Genomic DNA, 25032 nt, shown 5'->3' on the forward strand with positions numbered 1-25032 from the left:
AAAGGCAGTGCAGGACGGTTAGGGTCGCCGCGTCTCACCACGGAACAATTTCATGAAGACTGTTTTTTCGCCTTTCCATGCCGGCCATTCCGGCAATGTCGAATTGATCGCCGGCGCCATCGTGCCGGCCTTTGAAAAGCCGTCGCGCGCCGAGTTCATCAGGGCGCGGGTGGAGAGCGAGAAGCTCGGTCCGATCCTGCCGCCGGAAAGCCACGACCTCGCCGCCGCCAGGAAGGTGCATGCCAGCGACTACATCGATTTCCTGCCGACCGTGTGGCCGCTCTGGGAAGCATCGGGCCGCAGCGGTTCGGCCATTCCCTTCACCTGGCCGACGCGCGGCCTGCGCGGCGACGTGCGCCCGAAAGGCATCGATGCGCTGCTCGGCTTCTACTCCTTCGACGGTGGCGCGACGTTCGTCAAAGGCACATGGGATGCGCTCAAGTCGTCCTATGACGTCGCGTTGACCGCCGCCGCGCTGGTCAAGGCCGGTGAGCCTTCCGCCTTCGCGCTGTGTCGCCCGCCAGGGCACCATGCGGGGGCGGCCTTCATGGGCGGCTATTGCTTCATCAACAACGCCGCCGTCGCCGCGCAATGGTTCCGCGACCATGGCGCCGGGCGCGTTTCGATCCTCGACGTCGATTATCACCACGGCAACGGCACCCAGGAGATATTCTATCGCCGCGGTGACGTTCAGGTGCTGAACCTGCATGGCGATCCGATGACCGAATATCCCTTCTTCCTCGGCCATGCCGACGAGCGCGGCGAGGGCGACGGCGAAGGCTTCAACGACAATTACCCGATGCCCTTCGGCACCGGCTGGGAGGTGTGGAACGCCTCACTCGAGGACGCTTGCACGAGGCTTTCGGCTTATGCTCCTGATGTTGTCGTGGTTTCACTCGGTGTCGACACCTTCGAGAAGGACCCGATCAGCCAGTTCAAGCTGAAGACCCCCGACTATCCCAGGATCGGCCGCCGCATCGCCAGGCTCGGCCTGCCGACGCTGTTCGTCATGGAAGGCGGCTACGCCGTCGAGGAGATCGGCATCAACGCCGTCGGCGTGCTGACCGGCTTCGAGGACCGCTAGAAGTGCCGCCGGTGCCTGCCAATCACATGGCAGCGCTCGCGGTACCGCCTGCCTGACCGATCGTTCAGCCTGCGGCGGCACGCGCTGACCCGCCCGCTATCTTGTTGTTGGACCATGATGTTTTTCCAGAATGCGTTCGCCCTTTGCGAAATGATGTTCTATTTTTTGAACCCACGGCTTGCGGGGCCGATTGATCGGAAGAACAAACGCATTTGAGCCCGGGAAGGCATTTATGAACGACGACACACCGGAAAGCGAAAGCGCCTCGGCGCTGGCGCCGTTCCGGCACGGCATCTTCCGGGCGGTGTGGTCCGCCAGCCTCGTCTCCAATTTCGGCGGCCTCATCCAGGGCGTTGGCGCCGCCTGGATGATGACGACGATCGCCACCTCGTCCTATCAGGTGGCATTGGTCCAGGCCTCGACCACCTTGCCGATCATGCTCTTCGCGCTGCTGGCCGGCGCCATCGCCGACAGCTTCAACCGGCGCAAGATCATGCTGATCGCGCAGATCTTCATGCTCGTCGTCTCGGCTCTTCTGACCGTCTTCACCTATCTCGACCTGATAACGCCGTGGACGCTGCTCGCCTTCACCTTCCTGATCGACAGCGGCACCGCGCTCAACAGCCCGTCCTGGCAGGCTTCGGTCGGCGACATGGTGCCTCGCACCAAGGTGCCGGCGGCGATCGCGCTCAACTCGATGGGCTTCAACCTGACGCGCAGCGTCGGCCCGGCGATCGGCGGCATCATCGTTGCCGCGGCAGGTGCCGCCGCGGCCTTCGCCGCCAACACGCTGAGCTATGTCGGCCTCATCGTCGTGCTGGCCCGCTGGAAGCCGGAACTGCCGGCATCGACCTTGCCGCGCGAGACGCTGGGCGCCGCCATGGGTGCCGGCCTGCGCTATGTCGCCATGTCGCCCAATATCGGCAAGGTGCTGGTCAGGAGCTCGGCTTTCGGCTTCAGCGCCGGCGCCGTCCTGGCGCTGCTGCCGCTGGTCGCGCGCGACGTCGTCAAGGGCGATGCCTTGAGCTACGGCATCATGCTCGGCGCCTTCGGCATCGGCGCCGTCGGCGGCGCGCTGACCAGCGTCAGGCTGCGGCAGCTGCTGTCCAGCGAAACCATGGTGCGCATGGCATTCGCCGGTTTCGCCGTCTGCGCCTTCAACGCCGCCGTCAGCAATCATGCCTGGCAGACGTCGCTCGGCCTGCTGCTCGGCGGCGCCTGCTGGGTGACCGCGCTGTCGCACTTCAACGTCACCGTGCAGATGTCGACGCCGCGCTGGGTGGTCGGCCGCGTGCTTTCGGTCTACCAGACCGCGACCTTCGGCGGCATCGCGCTCGGCAGCTGGGTCTGGGGCGTCGTTGCCGACGCGCATGGCGCCGAAGTCGCCCTGATGGCGGCCAGCGTCGCCATGCTGGCGGGAGGCGCCATCGGCCTGCTGCTGCCGCTGCCGCAGCAGGCCGTGCTCAACCTCGACCCGCTCAACCGCTTCCAGGAGCCGCATCTGGGGCTTGATCTCAAGCCGCGCAGCGGCCCCATCGCCATCATGATCGAATATGTCATTCGCAACGACGACGTGCCGGAATTCCTCGCCACCATGGCCGAGCGCGGCCGCATCCGCCGCCGTGACGGCGCCCGCAACTGGACATTGGCGCGCGATCTCGAAAATCCGTCGATATGGATCGAGCACTACCACACGCCGACCTGGGTCGAATATATCCGCCACAATCGGCGCGCCACCTACGCCGACGCCGTCATCGGCGAGCGCATAAGGGCGCTGCACAGCGGCAACGAGCCACCGCGCGTCCGCCGCATGATCGAGCGCCCGACGACAGCCGGCACCGCGCTGGTCATGCCGAAGGGTCCGATCGAGCATTAGCGGCTGGCGGTGCGTCCAGTTGGACGAGCAAAATGAAATTGCGGCGCCTGGCCCAATCCGCGAATGCACGAACAGGATGGCCATTGTGGAGAGACGGTTATATCAGTTGGTGTGACTATGACCACTAAGGGGAGACGATGCGTTACATACGTCCGCTTTCAATTGAAGACGCCGCCGGCCTGTTGGCCGGTTCAGCCGGCACGGCCGCCATCCTCGCCGGAGGCAGCGACCTCTTGGTGCGAATGAAAGGCGGCTTTATCGAACCCGACCTGATCGTCGACATCAAGGCGATCGACGGGCTTGGCGAGATCAGGGAAACAGCCGAGGGCTTCAGCATCGGCGCGGCGGTCCCCTGCGCCGTGCTGGGCGAGAACACGGCCCTGCAGAAGGCATGGCCCGGCGTCGTCGAAGCGGCCAAGCTGATCGGCTCGAAGCAGGTGCAGGGACGCTGCACCATCGTCGGCAATCTGTGCAACGCCTCGCCGGCCGCCGACAGCGTGCCGGCGCTGGTGGCCGCTGGCGCCAAGGCTGTGATCGTCGGCCCGGGAACCAGGCGCACGATTGCCGTGCAAGCGGTGCCGACTGGGCCGGGCAAGACGTCGCTGGCCAAGGGCGAGATCATCGAGGCAATCCTGCTCGACAGCCGTCTGCCGCGTTCGGGCGATGCCTATCTGCGTTTCATTCCGCGCACGGAGATGGACATAGCGGTGGTAAGCGCCGGCGTGAACTTGACGCTCGATGAGCAAGGTCGCGTCAAATCCGCCCGTCTGGCGTTGGGCGCCGTGGCGCCGACGGTAATTCTGGTCGAGGAGGCCGCCGAGGTTCTCATCGGCTCCAAGCTGGACGAAGCCACGCTGGAGAGGCTCGCCAAGGTCTGCTCGGGTGCCTGCCGCCCGATCGACGACAAGCGCGGCACCATCGAATTCAGACGGAAAGTCGCGGGTGTGCTGGCCAAGCGGGCCGCCACGACCGCCTATGCACGCGCAGGAGGCAAATGATGGCTGGTGTGGCAGTATCAACGACAATCAACGGCGACAATGTCGAGTTCCTTTGCCAGCCGGACGAGACGCTGCTTGATGTCCTGCGCGATCGCCTGGGGCTGACGGGCGCCAAGGAAGGCTGCGGCACCGGCGACTGCGGGGCCTGCAGCATCATCCTCGACGATCGGCTGGTGTGCTCGTGCCTGGTGCTCGGCGCGGAGGCCGAGGGTCGGCACGTCGAGACCATCGAGGGCATGGCGCATGGCGACAGGCTGCATCCGCTGCAGCAGAAATTTCTGGAACACGCCGCACTCCAATGCGGCGTCTGCACGCCGGGCTTCCTCATGGCTGCCAAGGACCTTTTGGCCAAGAATCCCGATCCGACCGAGGAGGAGATCCGCTTCGGCCTCGCCGGGAACCTCTGCCGCTGCACCGGCTATGACAAGATCGTGCGTGCCGTTCAGGACGCCGCCAGCGTGATGAAGGGAGCATGACGATGAATTTCGATCCGCGTTACTCCGGACGCAATTTCACCTCTGTCGGCACGCGTCCCATCCGTCCGGACGGCGTCGACAAGGTGACGGGCCGCGCACGCTATGGCGCCGACTTCAACATGGCCGGGCAACTGGTCGGGCGCGTTCTCAGAAGCCCCCATGCGCATGCCACGATCAGGAAGATCGACACGTCGAAGGCGGAGAAGCTCGCCGGCGTCAAGGCCGTGATCACCGCGGCCGACCTGCCCGACCTCACCGACGGCGATGCCGCCATGTACGACATCCTCGACAACTGCATGGCGCGCAAGAAAGCGCTCTATGACGGCCATGCCGTGGCCGCGGTGGCTGCGGTCGATGCCCGCACGGCGAGGCAGGCACTGAAGCTGATCGAGGTCGACTACGAGGTGCTGCCGCATGTCACCGACGTCGACGAGGCGATGAAGCACTCCGCACCCCTGATCAACGACGCCATCTTCACCGAGGGCCTCGAGCAAAAGCCCCGCAAGCCTTCCAATGTCACCAAACGCACCCAGTACGGCCATGGCGACATCCACGTAGGTTTCGGCCAGGCCGACTTCGTCGTCGAGCGCTCCTTCAAGACCGAGCAGACGCACCAGGGTTATATCGAGCCGCATGCCTGCGTGGCCAATGTCAGCTCCGACGGCACCGCCGACCTGTGGGTCTGTACGCAAGGCCATTTTGTCTACCGCCAACACTGCGCCCAGCTGCTTGGCATGGAAGCCTCGAAGCTGCGCGTCACCTCCTCGGAGATCGGCGGCGGTTTCGGCGGCAAGACCCATGTCTGGGCCGAGCCGGTGGCACTGGCGCTGTCACGCAAGGCCGGGCGGCCGGTCAAGCTGGTCATGACGCGCGACGAGGTGTTCCGCGCCTCCGGCCCGACCAGCGCCACCTCGATCGATGTTCGGATCGGCGCCCGCAAGGACGGCACGATCACGGCGGCCGAGGCGACGCTGCGCTATAGCTGCGGCCCCTATGCCGGCACGTGGGCCGAGATCGGCGCCATGACGGCCTTTGCCTGCTACAAGCTCGAGAACGTCAGGACGGTCGGCTACGAAGTGCTGGTCAACCGGCCCAAGACCGCGGCCTATCGCGCGCCGTCGGCTCCGATGGCGGCGTTTGCGGTGGAAAGTGCGGTCGACGAGCTGGCCAAGGAGATCGGCATGGACCCCGTCGAGTTCCGGATCAGGAACGCGGCGCAGGAAGGCACCAGATCGTCCTATGGACCGGTATATGGCCCGATCGGCATCGGGCCGACGCTGGAGGCGGTGAAGAACCATCCGCACATGAAGGCGCCGCTCGGCAAGAACCAGGGCCGCGGAATGGCCTGCGGCTTCTGGTTCAATTTCGGTGGCCAGACCTGCACCGACCTCAACATCGGCATGGACGGCTCGGTCTCGCTTGCCGTCGGCACGGTCGATGTGGGTGGTTCCCGCGCGTCGCTTTCGCTGGTCGCGGCGGAGGAGCTCGGCATCCCCTATGAGCAGGTCAAGGCGGTGGTCGCCGATACCTCCAGCCTCGGCTACAACGACATGACGGACGGCAGCCGCGGCACCTTCTCCTCCTCCATGGCGACGATCTCGGCCGCCCGCAACGCCATCAAGGTGTTGCGGGAACGCGCCGCACAGATGTGGGACATTCCCGTCGACGATGTGGTCTGGGAAAAAGGTCACGCGATTGCCAAGGGCGAGAAATACGGCAACCTTGCAGCATTGTCGCTGAAGGAGATCGCAGCCGCGTCAGGGAAGACGGGGGGACCGATCGCAGGCCACAGTGAGCTCGTCGCCGACGGCGCCGGCGTCTCCTTCGCTACCCATATCTGCGATATCGAGGTCGATCCCGAGACCGGCTCCACCAGGGTGCTGCGCTACACCGTCGTCCAGGACGCCGGCAAGGCGGTGCATCCGACCTATGTCGAGGGGCAATACCAGGGTGGTGCCGCGCAAGGCATCGGCTGGGCGCTCAACGAGGAGTATATCTACGGCAAGGACGGGCGGCTGCAGAACCCTGGTTTCCTGGATTACCGCATCCCGGTCTGCTCGGACCTGCCGATGATCGACACGCAGATCCTCGAGATCCCCAACCCAAACCATCCCTACGGGGTGCGCGGCGTCGGCGAGACCTCGATCGTGCCGCCGCTGGCGGCGATCGCCAATGCGGTGTCGAACGCCGCGGGCGTGCGCATGACCCATATCCCGATGTCGCCGCCGCGCATTCTGGCGGCGATCGAGGCGGAACGGGGAGGCTGATGGTCGAAGTAACGCTCTGGGGGTCGCTCGGCGCGATCGCCGGAGGCAAGAGCAAGGTCGAAATCGAGGCGAAGGATATTCGGGAGCTGTTCAGGAAACTGGCTGAACAGTATCCCGGCCTCGAGCCATACATCGATCGCGGCATCGCCGTCGCCATCGACGGGACGATCTATCGCGACACCTGGTCGAAGGAACTGCCGGAAGGGGCGGAGATATTCCTGCTGCCGCGCCTTGCCGGGGGATGATTTGGGCTCGAGCTCAAGCCGCGCTCCGTGCGGCCAATGCTCGTTTATGAATTCGCGGCCCAGCAGGTCTATCGTAACCCGAACACTACAGCGGAATTGCGGTCACTTCTTTGGCCGTTCGGATCACGAACATCGTGTGGTACCGCGCGACGTTGCTTCGGTCTCGGAACAGTCGCTCGCACAGCGCATCGAACTCTTCCATATCCGTCAGGCGGAGCATGAGGACGGCGTCGGTTTCGCCGCTTACACTGTAGGCCTGAGTGACGGCCGGTTCCTGGGCGGCCAACTCGAGAAAGTCCCGCATATACTGCTCACCATGACGCTCCAGTTCGACGGTGACGATCGCCTTCAAGCCCCGGCCAGCCTTTGCCGGTGCGAGAAGCGCGACAACGCGGCTGATGACACCGCTTTTCTTCAGTCGTCGTATGCGGCGCAGGCAGCTCGAAGGGGAAAGCCCGACTAACCCCGCCAATTTGGCGTTAGTTCGTGAGGCATCATCCTGGAGCAGGTTGAGAAGCCTTCTGTCGATCTTGTCCATGTTGGTCGCGCTCATCGTCGGTGCGTTGCAATTTTATTGCACGGAATCGCAAACTTTGACCACAAATGCGAAGCGTCTCACGCTACTCAGACGGCTCCAGGAATGATGGAGCAGCATGATGGCAATTTGCGCCGCCTTCTATCGCAAGACATTGGAGACGCTTGAAATCTATTGGGAACTGGTTCGCGTGATCGTTCCGGTTGCGATTGCCACGCGGCTGCTGCAGGACCTTGGCGTCATCCAGGCGATTTCTCCGTTCTTCTCCCCGCTCATGTTGCAGGTGGGGTTGCCACCGGAACTCGCCTTTGCCTGGCTGACGGGATTGCTGGTCGGGATCTGGGGCGCGCTTGTGATCGTATTCACCTTGGTTCCGGTTTCGGCGCTCAGCACTGCCGACATGACGGTTCTTTCGGCTCTCTTGCTGTTTGCACATGCCATTCCGATCGAGCAACGGATCATTCAGAGGGCCGGGCCGAGCTTCCTGGTCACCGCGGCGCTTCGTATTGGCGGGGGTTTGGTCTTTGCTGTCCTTCTGCATCAGATATTCGCCGTGACCGGATGGCTGTCAGGACCGGTGAAGCCGGCGTGGATGCCGACGAATGAAAGCACCGACTGGGGCGGCTTTCTCCTGGGTACGCTCAAAACCCTGGGCATCATGCTCGTTGTTCTGCTTGCGCTGAGCTGGGTGATCGAGCTTCTAAAGATGTCGGGCATTTTGGATTGGATGAACAGAGGGCTTGCACCGCTCTTTCGGCTCGCCGGCATCGAAAAGCAGACGGTACCTTTCGCCGCTGTCGGCCTGTTTCTCGGGATTTCCTATGGCGCAGGACTGCTGATCCGCGAGGCGCGCACGCCTAGCGCGGAGCCGCGTCAGATATTCCTTGCCTGCGTGTTCATGGGTTTTGCCCATAGCCTCATTGAGGATACGTTGGTCGTCGTCACGCTTGGCGCTGATGTTACGAGCGTGCTTCTCGGTCGCCTAGCGTTTGCCGTGCTCGCGATCGCCGTGATCGCAAAAGTAATCAAGGCGGTTCCCGACGCTTTTTTCTTCAAGACACTCTTCCACAAGGAAGAAGACAGTTCGCGCAATCGGATTTCGGAGCCGGCGATTAGCGGGCCGTTGACGTGAGCCCTCCTTACGCAGCAGCCGACATGTGTGTCGCATCGCTATCCGGACAGGACGCGGCTACCCCTCGCCCGACAGATCCGGCCGCGACTTGTCGAGTTCCTCGGCATAGCGCCGCATCAGGTGGCCTTCGGTCAGCAGCCCGACCACCTTGCGATCGGTGAAATCCTCGACCACCGCCAATTCCTGGGCGCCGGCGCGCTGGAAGGTCTCGGCCGCCGATTGCACGTTCATGCTCGGCACCAGCACAGCATCCCTGAATTTGGCGAAGGACAGCACCGGCAACCATGCCCGCGTGATGCTGCGGCGATAAAGCCCATCTTCACCTCGGGGAACTGCGTTGACGTAAACGTCAACCCGAAGCTATATGCGCCGGCGGCCGTGGCTGTAAAACCAGGCAAGCGGCTTCGGCCAGATCGAAGCGCCGGCGCGCGACAAACGCAAGCAGACGAGGAGAACCGCCATGAGCGTTCAGGAGATTGCCGACAACATCAGGTCGCGCGTGGCGAGTGCCGGGTTCGATCGCTCGGTGAAATTCGACACCGGCAGCGACGGCGTCATCGTTATCGACGGCGCCGATGTCTCGACCACCGATGCGCCGGCCGATTGCACCATAAAGCTGTCGCTCGACGATCTGGACTCGCTGATATCAGGCGACCTCAATCCGACCATGGCCTTCATGTCCGGCAAGATAAAGGTCGAAGGCGACATGAGCGTCGCCATGGCGCTCAACCAGCTGATCGGCTGATCCACTCCGGTCAGGGATGAAAACAAGCCGCCGTGCAATGGGCGGCTTGTTTCGGATCCGTCACGCAGCGAGGGGCAGCCTCTGTGCCTTCAGCTTGCGCCCGGCCGCCTTCAGCGTGCCTTGCGCGCCGTCGAGCGCGCCGACCACCAGTTCCCGCGCCAGCAGGCGGTGCCGCTCGTAAGGCCCCGGCATGGCCAGCGAGCCGGTCTTTGCGGCCGAAAACCCGAAGCGCTCGTAATAGGGCGCGTCGCCGACCAGCAGGATCGCCGCATGGCCAAGCCGCTCGGCCTCAGTGACCGCATGGCGCATCAGCGCCGAGCCGATGCCGGCATTTTTCAGCGCCGGGTCGACCGCAAGCGGGCCGAGCAGCAGCGCTGCCTTGCCGCCCTCGCCCAGCACCACGTCCCACAGCCGCACCGTGCCGGCAACAGTGCCCGACGCGTCGCGCGCGACAAAGGCCAGGCCCTCCGAAGGCCGGCGGCCGCGCCGCAGCTTTTCCGACGACTTCTTCCGGCGCTTCGGCCCCATGGCGCGATCGAGCAAAGCCTCGCGCGCCGGGACGTCGGCGGCGGTTTCGGCGACGACCGCAATCTCCGCCCTCGAGGGGGAGATGTCGCCGAAGGCGACAGAGGGGGTTGTCGCGCGTGAAGCGCCGGCCTCCATCTGCGGCAGGAGGCCGAGTCCAGTCGAACCGCCCCCCTCTGGCCGCTTCGCGGCCATCTCCCCCTCGAGGGGGGAGATTCCCACGCCTTCAACAACGAAATCTACAATGTCCATTTCCGCGATCCTTCACGAGCGGATTGTTCCACAGGCGAACCCGGGCGGGCGACAGGCGCCCATCTCCGGATGATCTGATCGGTTCTTTCGAACCGTCAGATCACGTAGGATCGGAGAGGCTCGAAGCCGTTGAAGGCGACCGATGCATAGGTCGTCGTATAGGCGCCGGTGCCCTCGATCAGCACCTCGTCGCCGATGGTCAGCGACAAGGGCAGCGGGTACGGCGTCTTTTCGTACATCACGTCGGCCGAATCGCAGGTCGGGCCGGCGAGCACGCAAGGCGCGGTCTCGCTGCCGTCATGCGCGGTGACGATCGGGTAGCGGATCGCCTCGTCCATCGTCTCGGCGAGACCGCCGAACTTGCCGATGTCGAGGAACACCCAGCGCACATTGTCGTTATCGGCCTTCTTCGAGATCAGCACGACCTCCGACTTGATGACGCCGGCATTGCCGACCATGCCGCGGCCCGGCTCGATGATCGTCTCGGGGATCGCGTTGCCGAAATGCTTCCTGAGCGCCGAGAAGATCGCCTGGCCGTAGGCCTGCGCCACCGGCACATCCCTGAGATAGCGGGTCGGGAAGCCGCCGCCCATATTGACCATCTTCAGCACGATGCCTTCGTCGGCCAGCGTCGCGAACACCTTCTTGGCGTCGGCCAGCGCGCGGTCCCAGGCGGTCAGGTCGGTCTGCTGCGAGCCGACATGGAACGACACGCCATAAGCATCGAGACCGAGCGCCCTGGCATGGCGCAGCACGTCGACCGCCATCGCCGGCACACAGCCGAACTTGCGCGACAGCGGCCATTCGGCGCCCTCGCCGTCGGTCAGGACGCGGCAGAACACGCGGGCGCCGGGAGCGACGCGGGCGATCTTCTCGACCTCCTCGACGCAGTCCACCGCAAACAGCTTGATGCCGAGCTGGTAGGCGCGCTGGATGTCGCGCTCCTTCTTGATGGTGTTGCCGAAGGAGATGCGGTCCGCCGGCGCACCGGCGTCCATCGCCATCTCGACTTCGGCAACGGAAGCGGTGTCGAAGGACGAGCCCATCGCAGCAAGCAGGCGCAGGATTTCCGGCGCCGGATTTGCTTTCACCGCATAGTAGATCTTGGAATCGGGAAGCGCCTTCTCGAAAGCACGGAAATTGTCGCGCACGACATCGAGGTCGACGACGAGGCACGGGCCGTTCGGACGTCGGGTGGCGAGAAAGTCAAGGATGCGCTGGGTAGCCATCGGGTCTCTCCATCAGCGCCTTGCGGCGCGCACAAAGGCTTGCGGACGCGGGCTCTCGGCCTCGCGAACACGCGGTGGACAAAGGCGGGACGTCAAATCCATGGAACCAGCCGGTGGAGACCCCGGAACCATGAAGCGCCGTCTCGCGGCGGTGAACCTTGGCCTTGCCCGGCCTCGGTTCGCTTTGTCTGCCTTGGCTTGGATGGGAGACCCGTCCGCACTGCCGGCAATGAAGGTGTGCCTCTTCAGTAACCCCGGTCTTTGGACGACCGGCAGAACACCAGAAAGGCCCGCACCGTCGTTGCTTCAAGGTGTCCTCGGTTGGCGGTTGGCCGCTAAACCGACTGGAGGGGTTGGCTCCAGTTACCTTACCGATTGCCCTCACCATTCGAGGATCGGCGGACACCCACAGGCACGTGCGACTTTGGGCAAGCGCGATATAAGATCGAAAGATTTCACAATCAATAAAAATCGTATGGCAGGTTGTAAAATTTGTGGCATCGAACAATGCTGCGGCACCAGAAGAACAATGCTGCGGCAAGCACATCCGGATATCGAACGCATGACAGGCACTCGCGGCCCGCTGAACGCTTTTCTCGACCTTGATCAAGTCCCTGTTACCAATGCGCAATCCGGCCCGCTTGCCGGCCTGCGGCTGGCCGTCAAGGACATCTTCGACGTCGCCGGCTACCGCACCGGCTGCGGCAACCCGCAGAAGTACCGGGACGCTTCACCGGCCATGGCGACCGCGCCGGCCGTCCAGGCGCTGCTTGATTCGGGCGCCCGCTTCGTCGGCAAGACGCAGACCGACGAACTCGCATTTTCCCTGCTCGGGCTGAACGCGCATTTCCCGTCGCCCATCAACCCGGCAGCACCCGACCGCGTCACCGGCGGCTCGTCCTCCGGTTCTGCCGCGGCAGTCGCCGGCGGGCTGGCCGACATTGCAACCGGATCGGACACCGGCGGCTCGATCCGAGCGCCGGCAAGCTTCTGCGGCCTGATCGGCCTCAGGACGACGCATGGCCGCATCCCGCTCGACGGCGCCATGCCGCTGGCGCCTTCGCTGGACACGTTCGGCTGGTTCGCAAGCGACATCGTCATCTACGAAAAGGTCGGCACGGCGCTGCTCGGCGACGATCCGCATTCCCACGAACTGAGACGCCCCGTCGCTCTCGCTGCGCTGGACGGCCTCGTGCTCGGCCCGCACGAGGCCGACGAATATCGCGCCATGCTCCGCAGTGTCGCTTCGGTGCTGGGCGCACTGCGCAGCGTCGGGCCGCTGTCGCATTCGACCGACGATCTCTATTGGTGCTTCCGCAAGCTGCAAGGCTATGAAGCCTGGCAAAGTCACGGCGCCTGGATCGCCGGCGGCGACCGCATGCTGGGACCCGGTGTCAAGGAGCGTTTCGAGCACGGCGCGACAATCGACGCGGCAACCGCGCAACGTGAAACGGAACGTCGCGTTTCGATTCGCCTCGAACTGGCCGGCCTGCTTGGCGACGACGGCGTTCTTGTGCTGCCGACCGCTCCGGGTGCCGCGCCGCTCAAGGCCGCGTCATTCGACGATTTGCAGACCTATCGCGAGCGGGCGCTGAGACTGCTCTGCCTTTCCGGCCTGTCCGGCTTTCCGCAAATCACGCTGCCGCTCGGCAAGACCGGCGGGGCGCCGTTCGGCCTTTCGCTGCTCGGTCCGAAGAACAGCGACCGGCAGTTGATTGCGCTGGCCGCCCGCATCCTTTCGGCCCACCAAGGAGGCGCATAACATGGATACGCTGACCCGCATGCGCGCCTTCATCGACGTGGTCGAGGCCGAAGGATTTTCGGCGGCGGCGCGCAAGATCGGCCGCTCGAAGGCGCTATTGTCAAAATATGTGCGCGAGCTGGAGGACGAGCTCGGCGCGCTGCTGCTCAACCGCACCACCAGGCAGTTTTCCCTGACCGAGGCCGGCCACACCTATTACCGGCGCGCCTCGGAGATCGTGCGCGAGGTCGACAGCCTTGCCGATACGGTGCGCGAATCCTCCGGCGACGTGCGCGGCAGGATCAAGCTGTCGGCGCCGCGCACCTTTGCCGACGCGCCGATCGGCCAATCGCTGATCGACTTCGCCAAGCAGCATCCCGACATCGTGCTCGACATTCATCTCGACGACCGCTTCGTCGATCTGGTCGAAGAGGGTTTCGATCTGGCAGTGCGCATTTCGCGGCTGGAAAATTCCTCGTTGATCGCCAGGCGCCTGGCGCCATTTTCGGTACGGCTTTGCGCGTCTCCTGAACTGATCGCCAGGCACGGCATGCCGGTCAGGCCGCAAGACCTTGCCCGCGTGCCTTGCATCATCGACACCAATGGGCGCTGGCTCACCAACTGGCCGTTCAAAGGCGACAGCGGCGATACGGTGAGCGTTTCGGTTTCCGGCCCGATCGAGGTCAACAGCCCGATGGCGGCAAGGGCCGCTGCCGTGGCTGGATTGGGATTTTCCGTCCTGCCGGATTTCATCGCCGCGCCCGACATCGAAAGCGGCAAGCTGCTGACTGCGCTGGATGACCGCATTCTGCCCGGCGGCGGCATTTTTGCCGTCTATCCGCACCGGCGCTATCTGCCTGCAAAAGTTCGCGTTTTCGTCGACTTCCTGGTGCAGTGGTTCAAGACGCTGGACAACGCATGAGCTTTCAGCCGCGTTGCGGTCCCATTTTCGCCCGCTTTCTGGTAACTGTCGGCAATTCACCGAAGCTGATTGAATCGCGACCGAGAATGCACCTGAAACGGCAAGCAATCATGCTGGCTTCGGCCTTGACCGCGACGTTTGCCGCCGTCGGACCGGCTGAGGTGCATCCCCACGTCTTCGCCGAAGCCCGCCTCGAAGTGGTCCTCGGCCCGGATCACCAAACTGTGAAGGCATTGCGCCATGTCTGGCGCTTCGACGATTTGTTTTCGAGCACGGTGATGATGGAGTTCGACAAGAATTCCGACCTGAAACTCGACGACAAGGAGCTGAAGGATGTCGCCGACACCGTCCATGCCTCGCTTGCCGAATTCAACTATTTCCAGCTCGTCACCGTCGATGGCAAGGACGTGGCAATGACCCCGCCGCCGCATTTGATGGCCAATTTCGACAATGACCAGTTGATCATCCTGTTTGAATCTGAACCGAAGGTGCCGATCAAACTGAGCGGCAAGATAGATATCGGCGTCTACGACCCGACCTTCTACACCGCGATCGATTTCACCGAGGATGCCAATCTGCAGGTCGATGGGTTGCCGCCGACCTGCACCAGCAAGGTTGTCCGCCCGAACCCGGACGAGGCGATCGCCCAGAACCAGAAGACCCTGACCGAGGCCTTCTTCAACGATCCGACAGGCACCGACATGAGCAAGATCTTTGCCACCAAGCTTGAACTGACCTGTCAGCCGGAAGGATAGATCCAGTGACCAAACCGTCCCTGCGTTTGGCATTCGGTCTTCTGGCCGCCGCCTTTGTGATGACGCACTTTCTCGGCTCCGCCCACGCCCAGAGTTCACTCGGCATCGGCACCAATGACGGCATGGCTCCAACCGCCACCGGCCCGTTCGCCCACATCCTGATGTGGATCAATCTGCGCCAGCAGGAATTCTATCATGCGCTTGCCGGCGCGATGAAGGCGATGCGCCAGGACGGCAGCAAGTTGTGGCTGCTCATCGGCCTGTCCTTTGCCTATGGCATTTTCCACGCCGCCGGCCCCGGTCACGGCAAGGCGGTGATCTCTTCCTACATGGTGGCCAATGAAGTGGCGCTCCGGCGCGGCATCATGCTGTCCTTCGTCTCGGCCCTGCTGCAGGCGCTGACGGCGATCGTGGTGATGCTGGTCGCCTATTTCTTGCTGCGCGGCACTGCCGTCTCGATGACAGACGCCGCATGGTTCCTTGAAATCATGAGCTATGTCTTCGTCACTCTGTTCGGCGCCTGGCTGCTGTGGCGCAAGGCCGGCCCGGCCATCCTTCGCCTGTTCGGCGCAAATCCGGGCTACAGCCTCTCGGCTGCCCATGCCGGCCATTCACATTCCGCGCATGCCCATGCGGCACATTCCCACGCGCTTGATGCGCATGACCACCACGATCATGCGCATGACCATCATGACCACGGCGCCCACGACCACGCCCATGCTGCGCACGATCACCACAGCCATGCGGCGGGCGAGGTCTGCGAGACCTGCGGGCACTCGCATGCCCCCGACCCGGCGCTGCTTTCTGGCGATCGCTTCGATTGGCGCACGGCCTGGTCGGCGGTCGCTGCCGTCGGTATCCGCCCCTGTTCCGGCGCGCTGATCGTGCTGAGCTTCGCCCTGCTGAACGGGCTATGGTTCGGCGGCATCCTGTCGGTGCTGGCCATGGCCCTCGGCACCGCAATCACCGTCTCGGCTCTGGCGACTCTTGCGGTGACCGCGAAGAACTGGGCGGTGTATTTCGCCGGCGACGGCCGCATGGGCAACCGCATCCATTCCTTCGTCGAGATCGGCGGCGCCGCCTTCGTCTTCCTGTTCGGCCTGCTGCTGCTTTCGGCCAGCCTGACTGGCGCCTGAGCTCGTTGCGTCCGATCGGGGCGCTTTAACTAGGGATATTGCCCCCCAACTCGTCTTCGATATGGACGCGGATGATCTCGTCGAAGCTCGTTTCGGCGGCAAAGCCAAGCTCCCTCGAGCGCCGCGCCTCGAAGCGCGTCGGCCAGCCCTTGACGATCGCCCAGATCGTCTCGTCGGGCTCCTCGCGGATCAGTTTCACCGCCTTGGCGCCGGCGACCCGTTCCAGCGCTTCGATCTGTTCGCCAACGCTGACGGCGACGCCCGGCATCGTCAGGTTGCGGCGTGGGCCGACGGCGGTACCGTCGATCTGAGCCGCATGGATCAGGAAATTCACCGCCGAACGCGGGCTGGCGTGTGTGTGTATGACCGAGCGCGGCACCGGCAGGATCGCTTCATGGCCGCTCAGCGGCTCGCGGATGATACCGGAGAAGAACCCTGAGGCCGCCTTGTTCGGCTTTCCCGGCCTGACGCAGATGGTCGGCAGCCTGATACCGATGCCGTCGAAGAAACCGCGGCGCGTATAGTCGGCAAGCAGCGCCTCGCCGATCAGCTTCTGCGTGCCGTAGGAGGTCAGCGGCGTCGGGTGGAACTCGTCCGGAATGATGTCGGGAAACGGTGCGCCGAACACGGCGATCGACGAGGTGAAGACGACGCGTGGCGTATAGGCGGCCAAGCGGATGGCATCGAACAGCGCCCTGGTGCCGTCGAGATTGACGCGATAGCCGAGATCGAAATTGGCCTCCGCCTCACCCGACACCACGCCGGCGAGATGGAAGATCACGTCGGGGCGCGGCGCGACCAGATTTGCGGTCGCTCCCGGTGCGGCAAGGTCGCCGGTGTGGAGGGTAATGCTGACACCTTCGAGCACCGGCGCTTGCGGCGGCACGATATCGTGAAGATCGAGCGCGGCGATCTTGCGGCCGCCGAGCGTCCCGTCCTTGGCCAACCTGGCGATGAGTTTGCGGCCGACCATGCCTGCCGCGCCGGTAATCAGAATGCGCATGTCACTTTCCCTTTTTGCGCTGGCTGCGGCTACGCAGCCAGAACACGACGAAGATTGCCACCATGAAGATCGCCGCGACGACACCGGCAAGCACCGTCGAGACCCTGCCGACCGCCAGCATCACTGTTGGAAGATAATAGGCTGCGATGCCGAACAGCAGCAAAACCCAAGCGGCGCCGATCGCCGCATTGCGGGTGTCGCGGTCCATCACGCGGCGCCAGGGTGGCGAGAGTTCATGTCGATCGTTGCCAATGCCCAGAACTCCCGAAGTCAGTGATAATGGCCGCGGTGCGGTGCCGCATCATGCGCGTGATCGTGCTCGTCATCATGCTCATGGCTGTCGGCACATCGGCCGAATTCCGGTTCGACCGTGGCATGGGCTATGCCATGTTCCGCCGCAAGCCGCTTCTTGATCGCGCTTACCGCCATATGCGCGTCGACGCCGTCATTGAGGCAGGCATGCAACGTCGCCATGTTGCTGGAGCCGTCGAGCGACCAGACATGCATGTGATGCACCTCGCGCACGCCCTTGATCGAGCCTTCGATGTCCCTGGCGATCAGGTCGCGGTCGAGGCTTGCCGGCACGCCTTCGAGCAGGACGTGGGCTGCCTCGCGCATCAGCGACCAGGCCGTGGACAGGATCAGCAGCGAGACCAGGATCGACAGGATCGGATCGATGGGCGTCCAGCCCGTCGCCAGGATCACCAGCGCCGCGACGATCGCCGCTGCCGAGCCGAGCAGGTCGCCGAGCACGTGCAGGATGGCGCCGCGCATATTCAGGCTGCCGTGGTCGCCGCCGTGCAGCACGTAGAACGAGCCGAGATTGACCAGCAGGCCGGCGATCGCGACGACCAGCATCGGCCCGCCGAGCACCGGAGCCGGCGCTTGCAAGCGGCCCCAAGCCTCGTAGACGATCCACAGCGCGATGGCGAAGATGGCGATGCCGTTGGTGTAGGCGACCAGCGTCTTGACCCGGCCGAAGCCGTAGGTGAGGCGCACGGTCGCCGGCCGGCTCGCAAGGTGAAAGGCATACCAGGCAAGGCCGAGCGCGACGCAATCGGCAAGCATATGGCCGGCATCCGCCAGCAGCGCCAGTGAACCGGTGAAGATGGCGCCCAGCGTCTCCGCGACCATGAAGCCGGCGGTCAGGCAGGCAGCGATCAGCACGCGCTTCTTGTCGGTCGAGCCATGCACATGACCTGCGCCATGGCTGTGGTCGTGGCCCTGCGCAGCGTGGTCGTGGGTATGCGCCATCTATAGCCCCTGCTAGAGCCTGATCTATCCCGGCAGACTCGGGATGGAGGCTCTGTCTTCTCGTTTGACCATAATCCTATCCGAAAACCGGATACCACTTTTCGGGAGCATGGTCAGGCGCCGAACTCGGCGCGAAAATCCTCGAGCCGCCGCTTCTGCTGGCCATCGCTGTCGAAATTGGCCGGATCGAGCCACGCTTCATAGGCTCTGCGCAGATCAGGCCATTCCTTGTCGATGATCGAATACCACGCGGTATCGCGGTTTTCGCCCTTGACCACAAGATGCTGACGGAAAATGCCCTCGAACTTGAAGCCGAAACGTTCCGCCGCGCGCTTCGACGGCTCGTTGCGATTGTTGCATTTCCATTCGTAGCGGCGGTAGCCAAGCTCGTCGAAGACATACTTCATGAACAGGAACTGCGCTTCCGTCGCCGCCGGCTTTCGCGAGATCAACGGGCCCCAATAGATGTTGCCGATCTCGATGACGCCGTAGGCGGCGTCGATGCGCATCAGCGTCTGGCGCCCGGCGACCTTGCCGCTGGCCTTGTCGATGACTGTGAAGAACAGCGGGTCCTCGCTGGCTTCTGCCTTGTCCAGCCACGGCTGGAAGGCGGCACGGCTCTCCGGCGGGTAGTCTGGCAGCCAGGCGAAGCGGCCGCCGGCATCGGCCACCGACGAGGCCTCGAACAGGCCGTCGCCGTGTTTTTCGGCGTTGAGCGGCTCCAGCCTGACAGTTCGCCCCTCCAGCACCTTGCGTTCGGGCCGCGGGCGCGGTTGCCAATTCTTGAGATTTTCCGACACCGAAAACTCCAATCCGTTTGACTTTTGCGGGCGGACGCTCACAAAAACGCACGCTCGCTGAAAGAACCACACGGACGGGAAAAATGCTCCACACGATTTCGGCCTTCGACCGCCTCGGCGAGGAAAATGCGTTCGCGGTGCTGGCGCGTGCCACGGCACTTGCCCACCAGGGCCGCGACATTGTCAATCTCGGCATCGGCCAGCCCGACTTCAAGACGCCGCAGCACATCGTCGAGGCCGCGATCAAGGCGCTGCGCGATGGCCATCACGGCTATACGCCGGCCAACGGCCTGCTGGCGACGCGCGAAGCGGTGGTACGCCGCACGCTGGCCACCACCGGCGTCGAAGTCTCGCCCGAAGCGGTGATGATCCTGCCCGGCGGCAAGCCGACCATGTTCGCGGCGATCCTGATGTTCGGCGAGCCGGGCGCCGAAATCCTCTATCCCGATCCCGGCTTTCCGATCTACCGCTCGATGATCGAGTTCACCGGTGCTGCCCCCATCCCGGTGCCGATGCGCGAGGAGAACGGCTTTGCCTTTTCGGCCGCGGAAACACTGGCGCTGATCACGCCGAAGACCAGGCTGCTGATCCTCAACTCGCCCGCCAACCCGACCGGCGGCGTCACCCCCCGCGCCGAGATCGAGAAGCTGGTCAAGGGCCTGGAAGCGCACCCGGACGTCGCCATCCTCTCCGACGAGATCTACGACGTGATGACCTATGACGGCGAGACGCACTGTTCGCTGCTCGCCTTCCCCGAAATCCGTGATCGGCTGATCGTGCTCAACGGCTGGTCGAAGACCTGGGCGATGACCGGCTGGCGCATGGGCTGGTCGATCTGGCCGAACGGCGACAAGGGCGCGCATCTCTACGACAAGGTGCGCAAGCTGGCGGTCAATTGCTGGTCCTGCGTCAACGCGCCGAGCCAGTATGCCGGCATTGCCGCCATCGACGGCCCGCAGGACGATGTCGACAAGATGATGCGCGCCTTCGACCGCCGCAGGAAGGTCGTGGTCGAAGGGTTGAATGCCTTGCCCGGCGTTTCCTGCATTACGCCGAAAGGCGCCTTCTATGCCTTCCCCAATGTTTCCAAGACCGGCTGGAAGGCCAAGAAGCTCGCCTCGGCGCTGCTCGAGGATGCCGGCGTGGCGCTGATCGGCGGCCCCGATTTCGGCATTCTCGGCGAAGGCTATGTCAGGCTGTCCTACGCCAATTCCGAGGAGAACATCCTGCGCGCGCTGGAGCGGATCGAGGCGTTCCTGGCGAAGTGAGGACGACGAAAGGAGAAGCCAGATGTTCTATGCCATTCTTGCCTATCACGAGGAAGAAGCGATTACGGCACTGACGCCTGAGCAGGATGCGGCGCTGATGACCGATCTTCTCCAGATCAACGATCGGCTCTACCGGCAAGGCACCCTTGGGCCGGCGGCCCGGCTCGGCGCGACACAAGACGCCTGCACCTTGCGCGGGCCAGGCACCGGAATGGTTATCGACGGCCCTTTCGCCGAGACCAAGGAACAATTGCTGGGGCTCTATGTCGTCGACTGCGCCAGCCGTGACGCCGCCATCGACATTGCGCGCGACCTTCGCCGCGTCAATCCGACAGCCGTCTACGAAATCCGCCCGATTTCGCTCTATCTTCCCGGCGTGCCGCTTCCGGTCACCCGGCCCTAGGACGTAGACTCATAGCTACGTGGCCAGATGCGGATTGCGACCAGTTTTAGGGCGGCAAGAAAGTTCTCAGCCAGCTTGTCGTAGCGCGTCGCGATGCGACGGAACTGTTTGGCTTTGTTGAAGAAGCGCTCGATCAGGTTACGGGCTTTGTATAGGAAGGGCTGAAGCAGATCGGGGCCTTGCGATAGGCTTTGGGCGGGATATTGGCCCAAGTGTTCTGGTCGGTGATGGCAGTGCGCAATGCGTTGGCATCGTAGCCCTTGTCGGCGAGCAGCATCGCACCTTCAGGCAAATCTTTGATCAAGTCCGCTGCGGAGGCAGACATTTGGCTATGAAAGTGCCGTCCAGACCACACTCTCAAGATCGGGAGAGTAGCGGGCGATGATAGCCTCTTGATCATTTTCCTGCGTAAGAATTATCTGCTTCCCAGTAGCGTCACCGAGCAATCGCATAAAGCGGTCAAGCTTCTCAACCTCGGTTTTTCCGCTGACTTGCCTTGGATCGAAGTCGAACTCAATTTCGACAGCGCTGAAGAAGTGACATGCAAGCTGGATTGGCCCGACGTAAAAAGACAGTAAGCTGCCTGTTTCGCTTTCCAGGGCCGCTTCGACGCCCAATGGCATCGACTCGATCTTGCCGGAGACACTGAAACTAGCAGGCGGGGTCCATTCGAGGAGGATGTCCCAGACGACCTGCCAATCTGCCTCAGACGTGTTCAGAACGTAGATGTCTCGCCAGGAGCCGTCCCAAGCGAAATCCGATGCTATCTGTTCCCAATTCATGCATGAACCATTCTCTATGACTGCAATTCAAGCATGACATGTGCCATGACCGCTTTCCACAAATCCCAAGCCCGCTTTCCACCTATCCCGGTCATTCCGCATTTATGAGTTTACGGCCTAGTCTAGTGCATGTCGCCCAAAGTGCGCAGCGGTTTTGGGACAACGACATGTATACAACCTGGACCGGTTGCCTACCCTCGCCCGACAAACGGCATCTTCGTCGCCATCACGGTCATGAACAGCACGTTCGCGTCGAGCGGCAGGCTGGCCATATGGAGGACGGCATCGGCGACGCGCTCGACATCCATCACCGCTTCGGCGGCAATGGTGCCGTTGGCTTGCGGCACGCCGACCGTCATCGCCTGCGCCATGTCGGTCAGCGCGTTGCCGATGTCGATCTGGCCGCAAGCAATGTCGAAGGGCCTGCCGTCCAGCGCCAGCGTCCTGGTCAGCCCGGTGATGGCGTGCTTGGTCGCCGTATAGGGCACCGAGCCCGGCCGTGGCGCATAGGCCGATACCGAGCCGTTGTTGATGATGCGGCCGCCCATCGGCTGCTGCCTGCGCATGGCGCCGAACGCGGCGCGAGCACACAGGAACGAGCCGGTGAGATTGACCCCAACGATGTCGTTCCACACGTCGACCGGGATGTCGTCGATCAATGTCGATTTGTAGCTCGTGCCGGCATTGTTGAAGAGCAGGTCGACGCGCCCGAAAGCCGCAGCCACCGTCTCGAACAGATCGTCGACCTGATCGGCCTTGCTGATGTCGCAGGCGAAGGCCAATGCCTTGGCCTGCGTCGGCCCGGCCGCGGCGATCGCATCCTCCAGCACCGGCTTGCGGCGACCGCAGAAGACCGTATTCCAGCCGGCCTTGAGCAGCGCCGTGGCGACGCTTTTGCCGATGCCCGTGCCGGCGCCGGTGACGATGGCGGTTTTATAGTCGGTCATGGCTGTACTCCCTGAAAGGGATGAGGCATCGCAAATGACGGGAACCATGGCAAGCCGGCCCAAAGCCTGTGCTCACAAAAAGGGCGGCCGTTGGCGACCGCCCCTGATCCGAACCGGGCATGGGAGGAGGAAAACCGATCCGACTGACTGAAATCATGCGCTCACCGGATTAACGAGAAGCTAACGCCAACGGCGCCGAGCTCCGAGGCTTCCTCTTCGAGCTACCAGCGCGAGCCTGCGACCGGCTTGGCCGTGCTGCCCGCTGCCGGCACCTTCGCCGCCGTCACCGTCGCCTCGACATGGTCGACCAGCGCATCCGGCAGGCCGAGACGGCCGGCAAGCAGGTCGAGATAGCCGCGTTCGGCCCGCGTGTCCGGATCGATGGCAAGACGCGAGGCGGTGTAGAGTTCCAGCTTTTGCGCATCGGTCTTGGCCCCGGCGATCAGCACATCCAGATCGAGCGGCGCCTCCAGTTCCGACATCAGGAATTTCTCCGCTTCGGCGCCGACGCCGGCGAGGCTGAGCTTGCCGGCGATCTTCTGCCGCTCTTCGTCATCGACGTGACCGTCGGCCTTCGCCGCCGAGATCATCGCCCTGACCAGCGTCAGCGTGAATTCGTCTTCGCCCTGCGGCGCTTGCGACGGATGGAAGGCGGTATCGGCCGGCGGCGGCAGCAATTCCGGTTCGCCTGCAGCTTGCGTCTCGGCCGGCGCGTTGCCGTTCTTGTAGTTCTGGTAGGCCTTGTAGGCGAGGCCGCCGATCGCAGCCAACCCACCAAGCTTCACCGCCGCACCGGTGACCTGGCGGCCTGGGCCGGTTCCGAGCAGCACCGCGGCCAGCGCGCCGGCGGCAAGCGGATTGTCCTTGGCCATCTGCACCGCCTGCCCCGCCTTGTCGCGGACAGTCGATCCGGTGCCGGGAACTTGCGAGCCGAGCAGATCGTCGAGGAGCTTCTTGGGATCGAACATCAATGCCTCCAGAATTGGCCCGGCCGAAGGTGCGCGGGCAGGTTTGCACGTCGAAGACCTAGGTCCCGCAGTTTGACATTACAATGACGCGGCGCATCCTTTTGCCCGCTGCCACGCATGACTTCGCACCGACATCTGCTGGGATTTCACGCGGAAATTATAATGCTGCAGCCTCCATCCGCGTCAAAAAACGCGCGACGCTCTGGACATCGGACGTGTCGAAACCGCCCCCGACTTCGACTAATGTCGCGGCATGTCGCTTGAGAGGAGCCTGGCATGACCGATGAGACAGACCGCCAGCCGGCACGCGACCCCCAGGAACTGGAGCGCCTGTTGATTTCACGGCAATGGGTCGGAGACATTGACGGCATGGCCGCGCTTTTCGAGCAGCATGCCGTCATCGACAGCGGTGGCGGACAGCTGACGTTCGGCCGCGAAGCCATCCGGGGGCTGTTCGCGGAGATCACCGCAACCGGCCGAAAATTTCAGTCCGGAGATCAGCGCCCGGCTGTCGTCAATGGCGACCTGGCGCTGACCTCGACCCGGCTTCCTGACGGCACCATCACCACCGAGGTCGCGCGCCGGCAGAACGACGGGACATGGCTGTGGGTCATCGATCGTTTCTCTGTTGCTTAACGTAAAGTTGCTTAACGTGAAGCTAACTTCCGATGTGACGATCGCCCCGCGCTTGCGCCAGTTCGACCTGGCGCTGGCGCTCGGAGTAGCGGGCGCGATCTTCGTCCGAGCGGGCATCGAAGCAATGCGGGCATGAAACGCCGGTGGCATATTCCGGCGACAGCCGGTCTTCTGCAGCCAGCGGATGCCGGCAGGCGCGGCAGAGTTCGGCCTCGCCTTCGACCAGCCCGTGCGATACCGAAACGCGCTCGTCGAAGACGAAGCATTCGCCTTGCCAGAGGCTCTGTTCGGCGGGCACATCCTCGAGATATTTCAGAATGCCGCCTTTGAGGTGGAACACATCCTCCAAACCGAGCGACTTCACATAGGCCGTCGCCTTCTCGCAGCGTATGCCGCCGGTGCAGAACATGGCGACCTTGCGCCCGTCGAGCTCGCGCCGATGCTGCTCGACCCAGGCCGGGAATTCGCGGAAGCTGTTGGTGGCGGGATCGACAGCGCCCTTGAAGGTGCCGAGCGACACCTCGTAGGCATTGCGCGTGTCGATGACGATGGTGCCCGTATCCGAGATCAGTGCATTCCAGTCGGCCGGCGCGACATAGGTGCCTGCACCTGCCGCCGGATCGATATTCTCCACGCCCATGGTGACGATCTCGCGCTTCAACCGCACCTTCATGCGGTGGAACGGCATCGTTGCGGCGCTGCTGTATTTGATCTCGAGGCCGGCGAGACCGTCGATGGATTCGAGATGATCGATGAGCGCCGCGATTGCCGTTTCACTGCCGGCGACCGTGGCGTTGATGCCCTCACGCGCCAACAGCAGCGTGCCTTTGATGCCGCGTGCGTAGCAGAAGGCGGCGAGCGGCGCGCGCAGCGCCTCGAAGGTGTCGAGCCGGGCGAAGCGGTAAAGCGCGGCAACGCGGAAGGCTTGGCTGGGAAGTGTCATCACCAAGCCACTAGACGCTCACGACAGCCGGATCAAGGCAGAGCCGGGAGCGGTCTGATCGCGGAAGGTTTCGAACACCACGCGTGACATCGCGACACGCCGCGTTTCGT

General features: G+C 63.7%; 26 protein-coding genes and 2 pseudogenes. 15 read left to right on the forward strand and 13 right to left on the reverse strand.

Annotated features, from left to right (window positions below):
* The first annotated feature begins 52 nt into the window (after nucleotides 1-52).
* The 6 genes from NKH30_RS05935 (at nucleotide 53) to NKH30_RS05960 (ending at nucleotide 6946) form a co-directional block, all read left to right on the forward strand.
* The gene (locus NKH30_RS05935) at nucleotides 53-1084 is read left to right on the forward strand and encodes a histone deacetylase family protein (RefSeq protein ID WP_352994540.1); all 1032 of its coding nucleotides are present in this window, start codon (nucleotides 53-55) and stop codon (nucleotides 1082-1084) included.
* A 232-nt stretch (nucleotides 1085-1316) separates the two neighbouring features.
* The gene (locus tag NKH30_RS05940; RefSeq protein ID WP_352994543.1) at nucleotides 1317-2960 is read left to right on the forward strand and encodes an MFS transporter; all 1644 of its coding nucleotides are present in this window, start codon (nucleotides 1317-1319) and stop codon (nucleotides 2958-2960) included.
* Nucleotides 2961-3097: 137 nt separating this feature from the next.
* Nucleotides 3098-3958: an FAD binding domain-containing protein gene (locus tag NKH30_RS05945; protein ID WP_352682552.1), complete on the forward strand. Its 861-nt coding sequence runs from the start codon at nucleotides 3098-3100 to the stop codon at nucleotides 3956-3958.
* Nucleotides 3958-4434 (forward strand): (2Fe-2S)-binding protein, encoded by a 477-nt coding sequence (locus NKH30_RS05950; RefSeq protein WP_023675443.1) that lies wholly within the window; start codon nucleotides 3958-3960, stop codon nucleotides 4432-4434. Before NKH30_RS05945 ends, NKH30_RS05950 begins: the two co-directional genes overlap by 1 nt.
* Before the next feature lie 2 nt (nucleotides 4435-4436).
* Nucleotides 4437-6701, forward strand: coding sequence for a xanthine dehydrogenase family protein molybdopterin-binding subunit (locus tag NKH30_RS05955; protein WP_352994737.1), 2265 nt, complete (start codon nucleotides 4437-4439; stop codon nucleotides 6699-6701).
* Nucleotides 6701-6946: a MoaD/ThiS family protein gene (locus NKH30_RS05960; RefSeq protein WP_023675441.1), complete on the forward strand. Its 246-nt coding sequence runs from the start codon at nucleotides 6701-6703 to the stop codon at nucleotides 6944-6946. Before NKH30_RS05955 ends, NKH30_RS05960 begins: the two co-directional genes overlap by 1 nt.
* Nucleotides 6947-7031: 85 nt before the next feature.
* Here the strand turns inward: NKH30_RS05960 and NKH30_RS05965 are convergent, their stop codons facing one another.
* Nucleotides 7032-7484 carry an Lrp/AsnC family transcriptional regulator gene (locus NKH30_RS05965; protein WP_352994546.1) on the reverse strand — a complete coding sequence of 151 codons (453 nt, stop codon included), beginning with the start codon at nucleotides 7482-7484 and terminating at the stop codon, nucleotides 7032-7034.
* A 118-nt stretch (nucleotides 7485-7602) separates the two neighbouring features.
* Between NKH30_RS05965 and NKH30_RS05970 the strand changes: the two genes are divergently transcribed.
* Complete coding sequence (locus tag NKH30_RS05970) at nucleotides 7603-8613, forward strand: nucleoside recognition domain-containing protein (protein ID WP_352994549.1); 1011 nt, start codon at nucleotides 7603-7605, stop codon at nucleotides 8611-8613.
* Between the two features lie 57 nt (nucleotides 8614-8670).
* On the opposite strand, the pseudogene NKH30_RS05975 reads toward NKH30_RS05970, so the two are convergent.
* Nucleotides 8671-8871: pseudogene (locus NKH30_RS05975) on the reverse strand (chloride channel protein); the annotation flags it as partial.
* Between the two features lie 202 nt (nucleotides 8872-9073).
* On the opposite strand from NKH30_RS05975, the gene NKH30_RS05980 reads away from it, so the two are divergent.
* Nucleotides 9074-9358, forward strand: coding sequence for an SCP2 sterol-binding domain-containing protein (locus tag NKH30_RS05980; protein WP_352612856.1), 285 nt, complete (start codon nucleotides 9074-9076; stop codon nucleotides 9356-9358).
* 60 nt (nucleotides 9359-9418) lie between these two features.
* Here NKH30_RS05980 and NKH30_RS05985 read toward each other — a convergent pair whose 3' ends face one another.
* Together NKH30_RS05985 and odc2 are read right to left on the reverse strand one after the other, a co-directional pair.
* On the reverse strand, nucleotides 9419-10021 hold the full coding sequence (locus tag NKH30_RS05985; RefSeq protein ID WP_352994739.1) for a GNAT family N-acetyltransferase: 603 nt from the start codon (nucleotides 10019-10021) through the stop codon (nucleotides 9419-9421).
* 209 nt (nucleotides 10022-10230) lie between these two features.
* Complete coding sequence (odc2, locus tag NKH30_RS05990) at nucleotides 10231-11364, reverse strand: ornithine/lysine decarboxylase (protein WP_352612858.1); 1134 nt, start codon at nucleotides 11362-11364, stop codon at nucleotides 10231-10233.
* A gap of 562 nt (nucleotides 11365-11926) precedes the next feature.
* Between odc2 and NKH30_RS05995 the strand changes: the two genes are divergently transcribed.
* The 4 genes from NKH30_RS05995 (at nucleotide 11927) to NKH30_RS06010 (ending at nucleotide 15918) form a co-directional block, all read left to right on the forward strand.
* Complete coding sequence (locus NKH30_RS05995) at nucleotides 11927-13126, forward strand: amidase (RefSeq protein ID WP_352994552.1); 1200 nt, start codon at nucleotides 11927-11929, stop codon at nucleotides 13124-13126.
* 1 nt (nucleotide 13127) lies between these two features.
* Nucleotides 13128-14027: a LysR family transcriptional regulator gene (locus NKH30_RS06000; RefSeq protein ID WP_352994555.1), complete on the forward strand. Its 900-nt coding sequence runs from the start codon at nucleotides 13128-13130 to the stop codon at nucleotides 14025-14027.
* 86 nt (nucleotides 14028-14113) lie between these two features.
* Nucleotides 14114-14782, forward strand: a complete 669-nt coding sequence (locus NKH30_RS06005) for a DUF1007 family protein (RefSeq protein WP_352469555.1) — start codon at nucleotides 14114-14116, stop codon at nucleotides 14780-14782.
* On the forward strand, nucleotides 14779-15918 hold the full coding sequence (locus NKH30_RS06010; RefSeq protein ID WP_352994741.1) for a nickel/cobalt transporter: 1140 nt from the start codon (nucleotides 14779-14781) through the stop codon (nucleotides 15916-15918). Before NKH30_RS06005 ends, NKH30_RS06010 begins: the two co-directional genes overlap by 4 nt.
* A 25-nt stretch (nucleotides 15919-15943) precedes the next feature.
* On the opposite strand, the gene denD is transcribed toward NKH30_RS06010, so the two are convergent.
* From denD to NKH30_RS06030, 4 genes are all read right to left on the reverse strand, one after another.
* On the reverse strand, nucleotides 15944-16921 hold the full coding sequence (denD, locus tag NKH30_RS06015; RefSeq protein ID WP_352682541.1) for a D-erythronate dehydrogenase: 978 nt from the start codon (nucleotides 16919-16921) through the stop codon (nucleotides 15944-15946).
* 1 nt (nucleotide 16922) lies between these two features.
* The gene (locus NKH30_RS06020) at nucleotides 16923-17129 is read right to left on the reverse strand and encodes a hypothetical protein (protein WP_352539338.1); all 207 of its coding nucleotides are present in this window, start codon (nucleotides 17127-17129) and stop codon (nucleotides 16923-16925) included.
* A gap of 62 nt (nucleotides 17130-17191) precedes the next feature.
* The gene (locus tag NKH30_RS06025; RefSeq protein WP_352767151.1) at nucleotides 17192-18175 is read right to left on the reverse strand and encodes a cation diffusion facilitator family transporter; all 984 of its coding nucleotides are present in this window, start codon (nucleotides 18173-18175) and stop codon (nucleotides 17192-17194) included.
* Between the two features lie 113 nt (nucleotides 18176-18288).
* Nucleotides 18289-18975: a GNAT family N-acetyltransferase gene (locus tag NKH30_RS06030; RefSeq protein ID WP_352918228.1), complete on the reverse strand. Its 687-nt coding sequence runs from the start codon at nucleotides 18973-18975 to the stop codon at nucleotides 18289-18291.
* An 83-nt stretch (nucleotides 18976-19058) separates the two neighbouring features.
* On the opposite strand from NKH30_RS06030, the gene NKH30_RS06035 reads away from it, so the two are divergent.
* Together NKH30_RS06035 and NKH30_RS06040 are read left to right on the forward strand one after the other, a co-directional pair.
* A complete protein-coding gene (locus NKH30_RS06035) occupies nucleotides 19059-20243 on the forward strand; it encodes a pyridoxal phosphate-dependent aminotransferase (RefSeq protein WP_352568120.1) in 1185 nt (394 codons plus the stop codon).
* A 22-nt stretch (nucleotides 20244-20265) separates the two neighbouring features.
* Entirely contained in the window at nucleotides 20266-20646 is a 381-nt protein-coding gene (locus NKH30_RS06040; RefSeq protein WP_352837050.1) for a YciI family protein, read from the forward strand.
* On the opposite strand, the pseudogene NKH30_RS06045 reads toward NKH30_RS06040, so the two are convergent.
* The 4 genes and pseudogenes from NKH30_RS06045 to NKH30_RS06060 form a co-directional block, all read right to left on the reverse strand.
* Nucleotides 20643-20950, reverse strand: a pseudogene (locus NKH30_RS06045) (transposase); the annotation flags it as partial. The gene NKH30_RS06040 and the pseudogene NKH30_RS06045 sit on opposite strands and share 4 nt — an antisense overlap.
* A 25-nt stretch (nucleotides 20951-20975) precedes the next feature.
* Nucleotides 20976-21428, reverse strand: a complete 453-nt coding sequence (locus NKH30_RS06050) for a hypothetical protein (protein ID WP_352448203.1) — start codon at nucleotides 21426-21428, stop codon at nucleotides 20976-20978.
* 191 nt (nucleotides 21429-21619) lie between these two features.
* Nucleotides 21620-22375: an SDR family oxidoreductase gene (locus tag NKH30_RS06055; RefSeq protein WP_352469547.1), complete on the reverse strand. Its 756-nt coding sequence runs from the start codon at nucleotides 22373-22375 to the stop codon at nucleotides 21620-21622.
* A 221-nt stretch (nucleotides 22376-22596) separates the two neighbouring features.
* Nucleotides 22597-23343, reverse strand: a complete 747-nt coding sequence (locus NKH30_RS06060) for a tellurite resistance TerB family protein (protein WP_352488764.1) — start codon at nucleotides 23341-23343, stop codon at nucleotides 22597-22599.
* A gap of 276 nt (nucleotides 23344-23619) precedes the next feature.
* On the opposite strand from NKH30_RS06060, the gene NKH30_RS06065 reads away from it, so the two are divergent.
* A complete protein-coding gene (locus NKH30_RS06065) occupies nucleotides 23620-23979 on the forward strand; it encodes a YybH family protein (RefSeq protein WP_352539344.1) in 360 nt (119 codons plus the stop codon).
* A gap of 22 nt (nucleotides 23980-24001) precedes the next feature.
* Here the strand turns inward: NKH30_RS06065 and trhO are convergent, their stop codons facing one another.
* The gene (gene trhO, locus NKH30_RS06070) at nucleotides 24002-24922 is read right to left on the reverse strand and encodes an oxygen-dependent tRNA uridine(34) hydroxylase TrhO (protein WP_502908719.1); all 921 of its coding nucleotides are present in this window, start codon (nucleotides 24920-24922) and stop codon (nucleotides 24002-24004) included.
* Nucleotides 24923-25032: the final 110 nt, after the last annotated feature.

It is taken from the genome of Mesorhizobium sp. M1273, assembly GCF_040318195.1.
Classification (GTDB): domain Bacteria; phylum Pseudomonadota; class Alphaproteobacteria; order Rhizobiales; family Rhizobiaceae; genus Mesorhizobium.

Bases quoted from the DNA above. Each gene is read 5' to 3' on its own strand.
- NKH30_RS05935 (WP_352994540.1), top strand. From the start codon at position 53: ATGAAGACTGTTTTTTCGCCTTTCCATGCCGGCCATTCCGGCAATGTC.
- NKH30_RS05940 (WP_352994543.1), top strand. From the start codon at position 1,317: ATGAACGACGACACACCGGAAAGCGAAAGCGCCTCGGCGCTGGCGCCG.
- NKH30_RS05945 (WP_352682552.1), top strand. From the start codon at position 3,098: ATGCGTTACATACGTCCGCTTTCAATTGAAGACGCCGCCGGCCTGTTG.
- NKH30_RS05950 (WP_023675443.1), top strand. From the start codon at position 3,958: ATGGCTGGTGTGGCAGTATCAACGACAATCAACGGCGACAATGTCGAG.
- NKH30_RS05955 (WP_352994737.1), top strand. From the start codon at position 4,437: ATGAATTTCGATCCGCGTTACTCCGGACGCAATTTCACCTCTGTCGGC.
- NKH30_RS05960 (WP_023675441.1), top strand. From the start codon at position 6,701: ATGGTCGAAGTAACGCTCTGGGGGTCGCTCGGCGCGATCGCCGGAGGC.
- NKH30_RS05965 (WP_352994546.1), bottom strand. From the start codon at position 7,484: ATGGACAAGATCGACAGAAGGCTTCTCAACCTGCTCCAGGATGATGCC.
- NKH30_RS05970 (WP_352994549.1), top strand. From the start codon at position 7,603: ATGGCAATTTGCGCCGCCTTCTATCGCAAGACATTGGAGACGCTTGAA.
- NKH30_RS05980 (WP_352612856.1), top strand. From the start codon at position 9,074: ATGAGCGTTCAGGAGATTGCCGACAACATCAGGTCGCGCGTGGCGAGT.
- NKH30_RS05985 (WP_352994739.1), bottom strand. From the start codon at position 10,021: ATGGAGGCCGGCGCTTCACGCGCGACAACCCCCTCTGTCGCCTTCGGC.
- odc2 (WP_352612858.1), bottom strand. From the start codon at position 11,364: ATGGCTACCCAGCGCATCCTTGACTTTCTCGCCACCCGACGTCCGAAC.
- NKH30_RS05995 (WP_352994552.1), top strand. From the start codon at position 11,927: ATGACAGGCACTCGCGGCCCGCTGAACGCTTTTCTCGACCTTGATCAA.
- NKH30_RS06000 (WP_352994555.1), top strand. From the start codon at position 13,128: ATGGATACGCTGACCCGCATGCGCGCCTTCATCGACGTGGTCGAGGCC.
- NKH30_RS06005 (WP_352469555.1), top strand. From the start codon at position 14,114: ATGCACCTGAAACGGCAAGCAATCATGCTGGCTTCGGCCTTGACCGCG.
- denD (WP_352682541.1), bottom strand. From the start codon at position 16,921: ATGCGCATTCTGATTACCGGCGCGGCAGGCATGGTCGGCCGCAAACTC.
- NKH30_RS06020 (WP_352539338.1), bottom strand. From the start codon at position 17,129: ATGGACCGCGACACCCGCAATGCGGCGATCGGCGCCGCTTGGGTTTTG.
- NKH30_RS06025 (WP_352767151.1), bottom strand. From the start codon at position 18,175: ATGGCGCATACCCACGACCACGCTGCGCAGGGCCACGACCACAGCCAT.
- NKH30_RS06035 (WP_352568120.1), top strand. From the start codon at position 19,059: ATGCTCCACACGATTTCGGCCTTCGACCGCCTCGGCGAGGAAAATGCG.
- NKH30_RS06040 (WP_352837050.1), top strand. From the start codon at position 20,266: ATGTTCTATGCCATTCTTGCCTATCACGAGGAAGAAGCGATTACGGCA.
- NKH30_RS06050 (WP_352448203.1), bottom strand. From the start codon at position 21,428: ATGAATTGGGAACAGATAGCATCGGATTTCGCTTGGGACGGCTCCTGG.
- NKH30_RS06055 (WP_352469547.1), bottom strand. From the start codon at position 22,375: ATGACCGACTATAAAACCGCCATCGTCACCGGCGCCGGCACGGGCATC.
- NKH30_RS06060 (WP_352488764.1), bottom strand. From the start codon at position 23,343: ATGTTCGATCCCAAGAAGCTCCTCGACGATCTGCTCGGCTCGCAAGTT.
- NKH30_RS06065 (WP_352539344.1), top strand. From the start codon at position 23,620: ATGACCGATGAGACAGACCGCCAGCCGGCACGCGACCCCCAGGAACTG.
- trhO (WP_502908719.1), bottom strand. From the start codon at position 24,922: ATGACACTTCCCAGCCAAGCCTTCCGCGTTGCCGCGCTTTACCGCTTC.